Source organism: Pelagibius litoralis (assembly GCF_011683915.1).
Taxonomy (GTDB): Bacteria; Pseudomonadota; Alphaproteobacteria; order Kiloniellales; family Kiloniellaceae; genus Pelagibius; species Pelagibius litoralis.
Map to the genome: position 1 here is coordinate 52212 of NZ_JAAQPH010000018.1, position 12017 is coordinate 64228.

A 12017-nucleotide genomic window follows, 5' to 3' on the forward strand; every position below is an offset into this window, starting at 1 on the left:
CGATGCCAGGACGCTGCGACCAGGACGGTGGTGTCAGGACACGGCACGATCAAATTACCGCTGCTGCTTGCGCGCTTACGCCAAAGCTCCTAAAGCTTGCCGCCATGACGGACAAACCGCAGTTCCGCCTCGGCACCCGGGGCAGCCCCCTGGCCCTGGCACAGGCGCGCGAGGTCTGCGAACGCCTGGGCAAGGCCCATCCGGCGCTTGCCGAAGCCGATGCGGTCGAGATCGTGGTCATCAAGACGACCGGCGATCTGGTGCAGGACCGCGCCCTGTCGGAGATCGGCGGCAAGGGTCTCTTCACCAAGGAGATCGAGGAAGCGCTGCTGGACGGGCGGATCGATGCCGCGGTTCATTCCATGAAGGACGTGCCGACCTGGCTGCCCGACGGCTTGGTGGTGGATCACGTGCTGCCGCGCGAGGACCCGCGCGACGCCTATTTCTCACCGCACGGCAACAGCCTGGCGGACCTGCCGGAAGGGGCCGTTGTCGGCACATCTTCTCTGCGCCGGCAGGCCCAGGTTCTGATCGCCCGTCCGGACCTGAAGGTCGAGCCGATCCGCGGCAATGTCGATACGCGCCTGCGCAAACTGGCCGAGGGACAGGTCGATGCCACTCTGCTGGCGGTTGCCGGTCTGCGTCGCCTGGGTCAGGCCGATAAGATAACCGCTGCGATCCCGACCGAGGAGATGTTGCCGGCGGTCGCCCAGGGCGCCGTCGGATTGGAGACCCGCGCCGACGACAACCGCAGCCGGGAGATCCTGGATGCCATCGCCTGCACCGAAAGCGGCCTGCGGGTGGCGGCCGAACGCGCTTTGCTCGCGGTGCTTGAGGGGTCCTGCCGCACGCCCATCGCCGGTCTGGCGGAACTGGGTGGGGGCGGCAGCCTCAGGGTGCGCGGCCTGGTCGCCATGCCCGATGGCTCAGAGGTCTACAGGGCCGATCTGCAGGGCTCGGTCAGCGATCCCACCGGCTTGGGCGAGGCGGTGGGTAGCGAGCTGCGCGCCGCGGGGGGATCGGATTTCTTCGATGCCATTACGGGGCACTAAGCGATCTTGGGGCACTAAGCCAAGGCAGGGTGCCGAAGGCCGGAAGCGATGCTGATCGCCGTCACGCGGCCGCGCGAGGATGCCGAAGGCCTGATTGCGGCCCTGGCCGCGCGCGGTCATGACGTCGTTCTGGAACCGCTGCTGACCATCCAGCCGCGCGCCGATGTCGACTGGCCGGCGGGTGCCGATAAGGTTCAGGCGCTGGCCATCACCAGTGCCAGCGGCCTGCGCGCCTTCGCCCGGCTCGACAAGCGCCGCGATCTGCCGGTCTTTGCGGTGGGCGATGCTTCCGCCGCCGCGGCACGGGCTGCCGGTTTTACGCAGGTCGCTTCGGCGGCCGGCACGGTGGAAGATCTGGCGCAATTGCTGCGGGAAAGTCTGCAACCGGCGGCGGGGGCGATCCTGCAGCCGGCGGCCAGCAAGCTGGCCGGTGACCTGAAAGGCGATCTGGAGGCCGCGGGATTCGAAGTCTTGCGCGCCGTACTCTATGATGCCCAGGCAGCCCGGCGGCTGTCGTCGGCGTTTCTTGGTCATATCAATTCAGGGTTGATCGATGCCGTCACACTTTTCTCGCCCCGGACGGCGGCGACCTTTGCTAGCCTGATCGGCGAGGCCGGGTTGAACGGGGCCTGCCGGGCGATGGTCGCGCTCTGTCTGAGCGATGCCGTCGCGGAGCAGATTTCCGACCTGCCATGGCGGCAGGTTCTGGTGGCCGGGCGTCCGGATCAGGACGCGCTGCTGGCGCGGCTTGACGCCTTGGCCGGGAGGGGCGAGTAATGGGGCGAATACTGCGCTGCAGCGAAGGGGCGCATGGCGTTTGCCGGCGCGGCATAAACCGGGGTGGCGTTTAGCGGGAAGGACCCGGCGGGGATCATGGCAGAATCCGAAGGGCAGGGCGGCAAAACGGCCGCCGGCGGTGAGAACAGGGGCGACCGAAACAAGCCGGCGGAGGCGAAGATCGCCCCGGCCGTCGCGGTGATCGAGGCCTTTGGCGGTATCCGCCCCATGGCCAAAGACCTGGGCGTGGCGGTTTCCACCGTGCAGGGTTGGAAAGAGCGGGCATCGATCCCGGCCAACCGGCATGATCAGATTCGCGCCGCCGCCGGCAAGAAAGGCCTGACGCTCGATCCGGACGTCCTGCGGGCCTCCGCTCAACCGGACTCTGCGGTCCCGCCGCCGCCGGTGATCGACGCCGAGGTGCAGTCCTCCGCCCCGGCTTCGGCATCGAAACCGCCGCAGCCCGGGAAAACGTCCGCTGAGCCTGACAAGAAGCCTTCGGAAGCCAAGTCGGATGCCGGCGGTTCCATGGCCTCGCGCGCCGCGGCTGCCGCCTCGGAAAAACGGTCCTCACAGAAGCAAACGGCGGCTGATCCGTCGTCGCAGGCCGCGAAGGCAAAGCCTGCCGCCGCGGCCCGCCGCAGCGCCACCCCGCTGGTCGGCGGTCTGGTGCTCGGGGTTCTTCTGGCGGTGGCGATTGCGGTCGCGACGGTTTACAGCCGCGGCTACTGGTTGCCGCTGATCGATCCGCAAAGCGGTCAGCAGAACCAGGCCGTAACGGATGCCCTGGCCGGTCTGGACGGGCGGCTTGCCGACCTGCAGGCATCGCTGCCGCCTGACAACAGCGCCGCGGTTCAGACCCTCAACGAACGCCTGGCGACGCTGGAGGCGGCGGTATCCCAGGGCGCCGGCCAGGACCCGGAAACCCGCGCCGCCATTGAATCGTTGAGCGCCAGCCTCGCCCGCATGACCGACCGCCTGCAATCGATCGAGGATGGCCAGGCCAGTATCGGCGCGCCGACGGAGGCCCTGAACAACCGGCTCAGCAGCGAGGCCGCGCGCCTGGATGAGCTGCTCACCGCCCAGTCGGAACTGGGCGCGCGCCTGGATGCGGCGGAGAACGAACTGGCCGGTGCGACCGCCAGCCGCGAAGCGGCACCGGGCAGCGAGGAAACGCTGATGCTGCTGGCCATGTTGCAGCTGCGTGACGCGATCCGCGGCACCGGGCCCTATGACGAACCGCTGCGCATGTTGCAGAACCTGGCGGCTGACGACCCGGCCCTGGCGGAAACCATTGCCCCGCTGGAGCGGCGGGCGCCGGCCGGCCTGCCCGGTCTGGCCGACCTGCAGGCGGCCTTTCCCGATGTCGCGCGGCGGATCGCGGCGATCGAACTGGGCGAGGAGGGCGAGGGCTGGTCGGCCGGGGTCCTGCGGCGGCTTTCCGAAGCGGTCAACCTGCGCCCGGTGGGCCTGGTCGAAGGCGACCAGCCGACCGCCGTGGCGGCGCGGGCCGAGGTCAAGCTGAACGACGGCGATCTGGCGGGTGCCTTGGCCGAGTTGGACGGCCTCACCGGGGCCGCGGCGGAAGCCGCCGCCGACTGGCGCAGCCATGCCGAGGCCCGGATCGCCGCGGACCAGGCGGTCAGCCGCCTGGGGGCCCTGGTGTCGGAACGCTTCCGTCTGACGGTAGGCGGCTAGATCATGCGCCGCGCCATTGTCTTTGTGGTTCTGGCCGCGCTGGCGGCGCTCGCCGCCTTTTGGCTGGCGGAGCATCCGGGCAGCGTCTCCATCGAATGGCTGGGCTACCGGATGGAGCCGCCGGTCGGCCTGCTGGTGCTGGCCGGGGTTGTCCTGTCGATTTCCGTCATCATCGTCTACCGCATCATTACCTTGATCCTGGGAACGCCGGGCAGCATTGGCCGGGCCTTTGCGTCGGGCCGGCGCAAGCGGGGTTTCCGCGCGCTCAGCCAGGGCATGGTGGCGGTCGCCGCCGGCGACGCGCAGGAAGCGGCCCGCTGGGCCCGCAAGGCCGACAGCCTGTTGGAGGACCCGCCACTGACCCTGTTGCTCTCCGCCCAGGCGGCCCAGCTCGGCGGCGACGAACAGGCGGCGGAGAAATACTTCAACGCCATGCTGGAAAAGCCGGAGACCCGCTTTCTCGGTCTGCGCGGTTTATTGATGCAGGCGCTGCGCAGCGGCGACGACCAGCGCGCCCTGGGATACGTCCGCGAAGCCCATGCGCTCCGGCCCAAGACGCCCTGGGTGGTGACCAACCTCTTCGAGTTGAGCGAGCGCACCGGCGACTACGATGCTGCCGCCGGCGCCTTGAAGCAGGCCGCGAAGATCAAGGCCCTGCCGAAGCCTGACGCCGACCACAAGGGCGCGGTGATCACCCTGGCCAAGGCGGAAAAGGCCCTGGCCGAAGAGCGCAGGGACGAAGCCTTTTCCCTGGCCCGCGCCGCCGACAAGGCCGATCCGGACCTGCTGGCCGCCGCGGCCCTGCATGCCCGTCTGGCGGTGGAGAGCGGCCGTTTCCGCGAAGCCGCCAAGGTGGTCGAGCGGTCCTGGCCGCGTACCCCCTCGGCGGAACTGGCAGGGCTCTATCGCCGGGCCGCGCCCGCCGCCAAGCCGCTGGAGCAGGTGAAGCGCTTCACCAAACTTGCCGCCCTCAACCCCGATCACCGCGAAAGCCACCTGGCCCTGGCCGAGGCCAGTCTGGAGGCCAAGCTCTGGGGCGAGGCCCGGCGCCATCTCGGCATTCTCGTCACCCTGGAAGGCGAGGACCCGGCCCGGGCCCAGGTCTGCCGCCTCATGGCCCGGCTGGAGGAGGCCGAGCATAACGACAGCGAGGCGGCGCGGGCCTGGCTTGAACAGGCCGCCCATGCGCCCCGCGATCCGGCCTGGGTCTGCAATGCCTGCGGCGCCGTGGCGGCGCAGTGGAGCGTCGATTGCGGCGCCTGCGGGGCTTTCGACAGTCTCGCCTGGCGGGCGCCGCGCCGGGTCGGGACGCTGGGCGCCGCCGACGCGGGTTCCTGGGGCTCGGCGCTGGCCCGGATCACCGCCAGGCATCCGGTAAAGACCGCCGAAGCGCCGGTCGGCATTCCTCTGGCGCCGCTGCCGGATCAGCCGCCATTGCCGGACTGCGCCCCGGCGGAACCGTCCAAACCGGCGCCTCAGCCGAGCGCCGGCGCGGCGCTTCCCGCGGCGAAACCCGCCCCCCCGGTTTCACTGACGCCGGCGGCATCAAAGCCCGCGCCGGCGGGCCCCAACGGTCAGCAGCCGCCGGAAAGCAGCCCGGAAGACGACGATCCGGACGAGGCCTCTGCCGTGGAAGGCTCCGTCCCGCCGCGCCCGTAATCCCGAGCCATTAACCCTGGATTAAGGCACAAGGCCTAAGGATTGCGGCGGGATTGTCGGGTTCCGGGCGGCTGTAACAAGCCCGGTTGCGGGTCTTGCCTTGATCGCGGCTTCGCCGTAATCTCCGCTCGATTCAGGTCGCCGGGGTCTCGCTCCGGCCAAAGGGCCGCCTTAGCTCAGCTGGTAGAGCATCGCATTCGTAATGCGGGGGTCGGGTGTTCAAGTCACCCAGGCGGCACCATTTCCCCCAGGATACTGTAAAACGCCAGAAGGTTTTGCCTTTATGGGCAGCTGGATTTGCTGTTTTCCGGTGCCGATTCGACGTAGGTCGAAAACGCTATAGAGGACATGCGACCAAAATAGTCGGATGACCACCTTAGACCCAATGCGGCTATGGGCTTTTCCTTTTCTCCAGCGCTTCTCCTACAGTTTTTCCCTGAGCAGGCTCATAAAGCCCACCTCCCAATTGAGCGTGACCCCAGCTCATGATTTGCAGGAGAAGCGATTCCAGTTCCTTTCCTCTGTCGGTCAAGTAGTAGCGGTATCGAACGGGTCGGTCCTGATAGGCTTCGCGCTGCACAAGCCCCCATGCCATCAGCCTCTTTAGACGTTGCGACAATAAATTCGCAGGCACTCGTTCCGCGCTGCTTTGCAGCGCCTGAAACGTATGTTTGCCGTGCCACATCAGATCGCGAACGACGAGCAACGTCCATTTGTCGCCGAGTATTTCCAAAGTGCGCGCGATGGAGCATCGAGAGCGAAAGTCATGTTCTGGATTTTGCATGGAGGTCTCCGAAAGGCAGTAGCACATCCCTCTCTACCCAAGTGACTTTAAAAATGAAAGCTTGACGAACGTTAGTCACTTTAATTATGGAAGTTACATACTGAATTTCTGCGAGGGCTCGCCATGATCGCGATCGGGAAAACACCGTTGATCAAATTGAACCATTTGACCGATCCTGGCAGTGCTGACGTCTATGTGAAATGGGAGGGGGCGAACCCAACCGGCAGCATGAAAGACAGAATGGCGCTGTCGATGATTGAAGGTGCGGAACGGCGCGGCGTTCTGAAATCTGGTGGGCGTGTGATCGAATACACTGGCGGCAGCACGGGAAGCTCTTTGGCGATGGTCTGTGCCACGCGCGGCTATGGTGCGCATTTCGTGTCTTCAAACGGCTTTTCCGAAGAAAAGCTTCAAACGATGCGTGCCTTCGGCGCCGAGGTGGAGATTGTTCATGCGGAAGGCGGCATTCTTACCGCCGACGTGATCAACCGAATGATCTCTCGTGCAAAAGAGCTGGCTGATCGGCCGGGCACGTTCTGGCCGGATCAGGTAAACAACATGGACAACAAGCTAGGATATCACGCGATGGCGCGCGAAATCCTAGATCAAGTTGATGGCCCTATCGACGAGTTTGTCATGGCGGCAGGCGGCGGCGGATGTATCTCCGGCAATGCGGAAATCCTGAAAGACCACAATCCGCAAACGCGGATCATCGCAATTGAACCCTACTATGTACGCAATGTTTCAGGGGGGGACACAAGTGGCACCCACAAGCTCGAAGGGATCGGATTGTCGTTTGTACCAACTATTCTGCGGCGCGACCTGATTGACGAGGTTGTGTCGGTGAAAGATGAGGACGCGTATTGGGGTGCGAGGTCATTGGCGCGGCAAGAAGGTTTGTTTGGCGGCGTCACTTCGGGCGCAAACGTCTGGGCGGCCCTTCAGCGTGCCAATGAACTGGGACCCGGAAAAAAGATCGTGACGGTGATAATTGATACCGGGATGCGGTATTTGAGCGACGACTTGTATCGGTGACCTATCACGGCGGCATTAGCTGTTCATGATTTGAAGGCTGTCACAGGCAACGTCAGGACCACCGCTTCCAGGATGGCGGCGTAGTGGCAGCCGGCGGCGGCCAGCACCAGGGCATGCCAGATCGCGTTGTGATAGGGCAGACGCCGCCAGAGGTGAGAGACCACACCCAGGGTGTAGAGACCGCCACCGGTGACCAGCAGCACCAGGGCGGCGGTCGAGAGCGCCGCGACCAGTGGCTCCACCACCGCCAGGATGGCCCAGCCCTGGGCCAGGTAGAGGGCGATGGCGGCCCGCTCGAAGCGGCGCGGCAGGAACAGCTTCAGGGCGACGCCGGCCAGCGCCACTACCCAGACCGCCGCCAGCAACGCCAGGCCCCAGCCGCCGCCGATGACGATCAGCGAAAAGGGGGTATAGGTGCCGGCGATCATCACGAAGATCGCGGCATGGTCGAGGCGCCGGAGGATCTCTTTCCAGCCGGGCCGTTTCGCCATGTTGTAGGCGGCGGAGCAGGCAAAAACCGCGATCAGGCCGGTCCCATAGACCGCCAGGCTGAGAATCGAGAGCGACGAGCCCTGCGGCAGGGCGAGCAGGATCAGGATCGGAAAGGCGATCAGGCTGGCGCCTACGCCGAGAACGTGTACCGCCGCATCAGCACGGCGCTCGGCGGAGGCATAGGTGGGAAAGACAAGAGGCTCGGGCATCGAAGGGGGCTCTTATAAGCACTCATAGTATTGCGAAATTCGCAATAACTTGCTATTATAATCCCTTACGTGCGCACTAAGATGCACAGCATCGAAAGGTATGAAAGGGTGACTACCAATGATCATAGTTTGGAATTTGTTAACTCAAGATCATTGCGACGAAGCTATTTGCATCAGAGTCAAGCATGATTCATGATGCCGAAGAATCTGTTTTGTCTGAGGCTCCTTGATGAGTGGTCGACCTAAAGATCTACCTGACTTCGAGAATCCACCACTTGTAGAGGTTGTTCTTGGCGTCCAATTCGAACGTATCCAAGGATTTCAGTCCATTCACATAGGCGATCTTTGGAAAGCGTTTAGGGACAAGTTTCCCTTTGTTCAAGAGCAGCCTCCTCTTGGGCCGAGTTTTGAGACATTTGGAACGCGATCACAAACCAAAGGCCCAAAGGTAGAGCTTATATCGGGCCCGATGCCCACACCGCGCCTGTGGTTCATGGATGAAGCCAAGAATGAGCTCATTCAATTCCAGTCGGATAGATTTATCCATAATTGGAGAAAAATAAGCGAAAGCGATCCATATCCACGGTACGAGCAGATAAAGGAAAACTTCGCGGATGAACTAAACGTTCTTGCTCGGTTTCTCGAGCAATCTGAATTGGGAGATCTTCGCCCAAACCAGTGTGAGGTTACCTATATAAACCATATAGTTTCCGAAGAAGCAGAGAACCTATGCGCCGACCCAGGCAAAGTATTTCGGATGTTTGGTAATATGCCCGACACGCTTCGGGCCGAAGAAATCGAAGATGCACAATTCTTGCTTCGTTACGTAATAAAATCTGACGATCAGCTTCCAGTGGGCAGATTGTTAATCGAATCTAAGCCCGGGTTCTCAGATGAAGGCCTTCCTGTAATCGCACTATCAATTTTGGTGCGTGGTCAGCCGAGCGAACCGAATATAGAATCAGCTTTAGAATTTATTGATATAGGACGCGAGAAAATTGTTGGGCACTTTGCACAGTCCACGACAGAACTCATGCATGGCCGGTGGAGGAGGAAGCAATGACTGCAGATGCAGCGTATGACCCGGACGCTAGCTTGATGGCTTCAGGGGTATCTAGCTTGAGAAGCTTTTCACTCCGACAAAACCTGACTGAGGAGGATGTTATTCAGGCTCCGCGTAGCGGCTCAATCAGCTCCTATTTTGCGGCAAAACAAACGAATAAATGCCTGTTTTCGATTGCTAGGAAACTCCAAGAACTCGCAGGTTTGCCAGTTGGTTGGGATGGGTACGATGGGCAACCGCTTCAAAGCGATATCGCGAATTTCGCTTTCAAATTGCTGTCGGAGACGCTCGATCCAGATTGCCCTCCGCCTCAAATCGTTCCGCTTGGCTATGGGGGCCTTCAATTGGAATGGCACGAAAGAGGAATTGATCTAGAAATTGAGATTGAGGCGCCAAACCGAGTTGCGTTGTACTTCTGCGATCACCAAACAGGAGAAGAGATCGAACAGCAGATCTCAACAGACTATACAGCAATGGCTGAGCAGCTAGCAAAGCTGAGCTCGCGCATCCAGACCTGATTCTTGGTTGTTCGGGTCTCATGGCAAAACCTCCGCGGGACGGTTCCAACCGAATCATGCCTTATGATGACCCCGATATTTTGGAAAACGACGGGCTCATTCGTTATATTAATCCCGAGTATCATTTGGTTCCGGACCAAAACACTGGTCAGCCTCGTCTGTCGACTGGCGCGTTTTCGGAATCAAGTGGGCCGTCCGGCGGAATGTCAGTAAACCTTGAGAGACCGATGGTAGAGGCGGGCGTTAATGTCACGCACACTTTGCCAAACCCTGAATTTGGTGCTGTTCGGCTAATTGCCGGCGCACTCAGAGCGATGGGCTGTAGAGTTGGGAGTGATCCCAAGGAAGGCAATCCATATCACGGTTCTGTATGGGGAATACCCAAATCGAAAGGGCAGAAGAGGAGGATTGCCGAGACTGCCATATGGGTAAAGAAGCCAGACGGAATGACTTAATAGTCGGGCACATCCTTTCGTCGAAATTTGATCTAAGTCGGCAATCTCAATCTTCCAATAGATTGCTGCACGGGTGCGGTTCCAAGTTTTTTAATGCCCTTTCTCCAAAGCGACCCAAATTCCGAACTTTGCCAAGAGCCCGTAACACCTCTGTGACTTTGCCTGCCGGGGCTTTGAGTGTTTAAATGCGCGGGAATCGGGCCCGGGCTTCAAGAAGCCGGGCCGCGCAGCGCTGACGTCGGGGGACCAGATGACACTCGGGAAGATGACACCCGGAAATCGGAACATGCTTACTGCCGGGGCCGCGGCCGGGCTGCTGCTCTTGCTGAGCGCCTGCGGCACGCCGGGCGGCGACTACGACGACCTGATGGCGGAACGCAACTTCGTCGGCGCCAAGAACGATGCCTTTTCGATCTGTCACGGCCATGGCTGCCGGCTGACTTCCGACGTATCCCTGACCGAATTGGAATGGGACCCGGTCGCCGACATCTTCGCCGAGCCGGCGGCCTCCGCCGATATCGAGCGGGCGCGCATCGCCATGGCCACGGCGATCCTGGAAGAGGCGGTGGGCCGCAAGACCGGCACCCATAAAGACCAGGGCGGCACCTTCAACGCCATGAGCGGCAACCATCAGTTCGACTGTGTCGACGAGACCAGCAACACCTCCGTCTATCTCACCCTGATGGCCAAGGCGGGCTATCTGAAGTGGCACAAGATCAAGGGCTGGGCCGGGCGCGGCCTGCTGATCGACGGCTCCTGGCCACACCAGTCCGCCGTGGTGGTGGAGTTGAAGACCGGTCAGGCCTACGCCGTCGATACCTGGTTCGAAGACAACGGCCGCCCGGCCCACGTGGTGCCGTTGGAAGAATGGCGGGCCGGCTGGTCGCCCCCGGGTTTCGTCGACAGCATTCTCTGATCCCAGCGCGGTGTCTCCGTGGGCGGCTGGTCGCCCTTAGGATGATCGCGTGTCGCCTGCAGGGGCGACAGCGCGCCGCAACGTCCGTATTTCTCCCCTGAAAGGCGACTGCCGGCAGCGGAAGGAGTATGGCCATGACCGTGCTTTCGAACATCGTAATCTCGGCGCGGGTGCGCCGTTCGCCCTTCTTCGCGGCGACCCAGCGGTATGGCTGCAAGGCCTATTCGGTCTACAATCACATGTACATGCCGCTCTACTACCAGAGCCCGGAGGCCGACTACTGGCATTTGGTGAACGGGGTGACGCTTTGGGACGTAGCGGTCGAGCGCCAGGTAGAAATCGTCGGGCCCGACGCGGCGCGCTTCGTCCAACTGCTCAGCCCGCGCGATCTCTCCAACTGTGCCGTCGGCCAGTGCAAGTACCTGCTGATGACCGACGAGACCGGCGGCATCCTCAACGATCCCGTCCTGCTGAAGCTGGCGGAGGACCGCTACTGGCTGTCCCTGGCCGACAGCGACGTGCTGCTCTGGGCCAAGGGCGTCGCTTACTTCGGCAATTATGACGTCGAGATCTTCGAGCCCGATGTCTCCCCCCTGCAGCTGCAGGGCCCGTTGGCGGCGGCGGTGGGTGAGGCCTTGTTCGGTTCCGCCCTGAACGACCTCAAGTACTTCTGGTTTGCGGAGTTCGAACTGGCGGGCATGCCGCTCATCGTGTCGCGCACCGGTTGGAGCGGTGAGCGCGGTTACGAGATCTATCTGCAGAACGGCGACGACGGCGACCGGCTCTGGGAGACGATCATGGAGGCCGGCAATCCCCACGGCATCGCCCCGGCCACCCCTTCGGCGATCCGGCGCATCGAGGGCGGCCTGCTGTCCTACGGCGCCGATATGAACTTGGACAACAACCCCTATGAGATGAACCTGGGCCGCCTCGTCGACCTGGATCAGGAGGCCGATTTCATCGGCAAGGCGGCGCTGGCCCGGATCAAGAAAGCGGGCATCACCCGGCGTCTGGTCGGGCTGGCGGTCGAGGGCGGCGCGGCAGCGGTGCCGAGTCTGGAACGTGCGGCGATCACCTGCGATGGCGCGCCCGCCGGGCGCATCACCAGCGCCGTCTACTCGCCCAGCCTGGAACAGACCATCGCCCTGGCCCTGGTGCCCCTGGCGCAGAGCGGCGAGGGCAGTGTGCTGACCGTGGAAAGCGACGTGGTGCCCCTGTCGGCCAAGGTCTCGCCCCTGCCCTTCGTCAGCCGGAAGACGGTTTAGGGCAGATCCCGGTCGGATGGAATCGCCGGAGGCGATCCCCTGGGATATCTGGCGACCGGGTGAATCTGCTCTCACTGTTTGATGGCGATCGGAT

General features: G+C 62.8%; 11 protein-coding genes and 1 tRNA gene. 10 read left to right on the forward strand and 2 right to left on the reverse strand.

What is annotated here, in order from left to right; genetic code table 11:
• Positions 1 to 104 precede the first annotated feature (104 nt).
• From hemC to HBA54_RS20845, 5 genes are all read left to right on the forward strand, one after another.
• Positions 105 to 1052 carry a hydroxymethylbilane synthase gene (gene hemC / locus HBA54_RS20825; RefSeq protein WP_167228273.1) on the forward strand — a complete coding sequence of 316 codons (948 nt, stop codon included), beginning with the start codon at positions 105 to 107 and terminating at the stop codon, positions 1050 to 1052.
• Between the two features lie 48 nt (positions 1053 to 1100).
• Complete coding sequence (locus tag HBA54_RS20830) at positions 1101 to 1829, forward strand: uroporphyrinogen-III synthase (RefSeq protein WP_167228275.1); 729 nt, start codon at positions 1101 to 1103, stop codon at positions 1827 to 1829.
• A 96-nt stretch (positions 1830 to 1925) separates the two neighbouring features.
• Positions 1926 to 3527: a COG4223 family protein gene (locus HBA54_RS20835; protein WP_167228277.1), complete on the forward strand. Its 1602-nt coding sequence runs from the start codon at positions 1926 to 1928 to the stop codon at positions 3525 to 3527.
• Positions 3528 to 3530: 3 nt separating this feature from the next.
• On the forward strand, positions 3531 to 5186 hold the full coding sequence (locus tag HBA54_RS20840) for a heme biosynthesis protein HemY (protein WP_167228279.1): 1656 nt from the start codon (positions 3531 to 3533) through the stop codon (positions 5184 to 5186).
• Positions 5187 to 5351: 165 nt separating this feature from the next.
• Positions 5352 to 5427: transfer RNA gene (locus HBA54_RS20845), tRNA-Thr, on the forward strand.
• Positions 5428 to 5577: 150 nt separating this feature from the next.
• Here the strand turns inward: HBA54_RS20845 and HBA54_RS20850 are convergent.
• A complete protein-coding gene (locus tag HBA54_RS20850) occupies positions 5578 to 5970 on the reverse strand; it encodes a winged helix-turn-helix transcriptional regulator (protein ID WP_167228281.1) in 393 nt (130 codons plus the stop codon).
• Between the two features lie 123 nt (positions 5971 to 6093).
• On the opposite strand from HBA54_RS20850, the gene HBA54_RS20855 reads away from it, so the two are divergent.
• The gene (locus HBA54_RS20855; RefSeq protein WP_167228283.1) at positions 6094 to 7005 is read left to right on the forward strand and encodes a PLP-dependent cysteine synthase family protein; all 912 of its coding nucleotides are present in this window, start codon (positions 6094 to 6096) and stop codon (positions 7003 to 7005) included.
• 23 nt (positions 7006 to 7028) lie between these two features.
• Here the strand turns inward: HBA54_RS20855 and trhA are convergent, their stop codons facing one another.
• The gene (trhA, locus tag HBA54_RS20860) at positions 7029 to 7706 is read right to left on the reverse strand and encodes a PAQR family membrane homeostasis protein TrhA (RefSeq protein WP_167228286.1); all 678 of its coding nucleotides are present in this window, start codon (positions 7704 to 7706) and stop codon (positions 7029 to 7031) included.
• 229 nt (positions 7707 to 7935) lie between these two features.
• Here trhA and HBA54_RS20865 point away from each other — a divergent pair, with 229 nt between their 5' ends.
• The 4 genes from HBA54_RS20865 to HBA54_RS20880 all read left to right on the forward strand — a co-directional run bounded on the left by HBA54_RS20865 (position 7936) and on the right by HBA54_RS20880 (position 11923).
• On the forward strand, positions 7936 to 8769 hold the full coding sequence (locus HBA54_RS20865; protein ID WP_167228288.1) for a TIGR04255 family protein: 834 nt from the start codon (positions 7936 to 7938) through the stop codon (positions 8767 to 8769).
• Positions 8766 to 9287 carry a hypothetical protein gene (locus HBA54_RS20870; RefSeq protein ID WP_167228290.1) on the forward strand — a complete coding sequence of 174 codons (522 nt, stop codon included), beginning with the start codon at positions 8766 to 8768 and terminating at the stop codon, positions 9285 to 9287. The genes HBA54_RS20865 and HBA54_RS20870 overlap by 4 nt, the downstream gene beginning before the upstream one ends.
• A gap of 741 nt (positions 9288 to 10028) precedes the next feature.
• Positions 10029 to 10658, forward strand: coding sequence for a hypothetical protein (locus HBA54_RS20875; RefSeq protein WP_167228292.1), 630 nt, complete (start codon positions 10029 to 10031; stop codon positions 10656 to 10658).
• Positions 10659 to 10792: 134 nt separating this feature from the next.
• Positions 10793 to 11923, forward strand: coding sequence for a glycine cleavage T C-terminal barrel domain-containing protein (locus HBA54_RS20880; protein ID WP_205944803.1), 1131 nt, complete (start codon positions 10793 to 10795; stop codon positions 11921 to 11923).
• Positions 11924 to 12017: the final 94 nt, after the last annotated feature.

Bases quoted from the DNA above. Each gene is read 5' to 3' on its own strand.
- hemC (WP_167228273.1), top strand. From the start codon at position 105: ATGACGGACAAACCGCAGTTCCGCCTCGGCACCCGGGGCAGCCCCCTG.
- HBA54_RS20830 (WP_167228275.1), top strand. From the start codon at position 1,101: ATGCTGATCGCCGTCACGCGGCCGCGCGAGGATGCCGAAGGCCTGATT.
- HBA54_RS20835 (WP_167228277.1), top strand. From the start codon at position 1,926: ATGGCAGAATCCGAAGGGCAGGGCGGCAAAACGGCCGCCGGCGGTGAG.
- HBA54_RS20840 (WP_167228279.1), top strand. From the start codon at position 3,531: ATGCGCCGCGCCATTGTCTTTGTGGTTCTGGCCGCGCTGGCGGCGCTC.
- HBA54_RS20850 (WP_167228281.1), bottom strand. From the start codon at position 5,970: ATGCAAAATCCAGAACATGACTTTCGCTCTCGATGCTCCATCGCGCGC.
- HBA54_RS20855 (WP_167228283.1), top strand. From the start codon at position 6,094: ATGATCGCGATCGGGAAAACACCGTTGATCAAATTGAACCATTTGACC.
- trhA (WP_167228286.1), bottom strand. From the start codon at position 7,706: ATGCCCGAGCCTCTTGTCTTTCCCACCTATGCCTCCGCCGAGCGCCGT.
- HBA54_RS20865 (WP_167228288.1), top strand. From the start codon at position 7,936: ATGAGTGGTCGACCTAAAGATCTACCTGACTTCGAGAATCCACCACTT.
- HBA54_RS20870 (WP_167228290.1), top strand. From the start codon at position 8,766: ATGACTGCAGATGCAGCGTATGACCCGGACGCTAGCTTGATGGCTTCA.
- HBA54_RS20875 (WP_167228292.1), top strand. From the start codon at position 10,029: ATGCTTACTGCCGGGGCCGCGGCCGGGCTGCTGCTCTTGCTGAGCGCC.
- HBA54_RS20880 (WP_205944803.1), top strand. From the start codon at position 10,793: ATGACCGTGCTTTCGAACATCGTAATCTCGGCGCGGGTGCGCCGTTCG.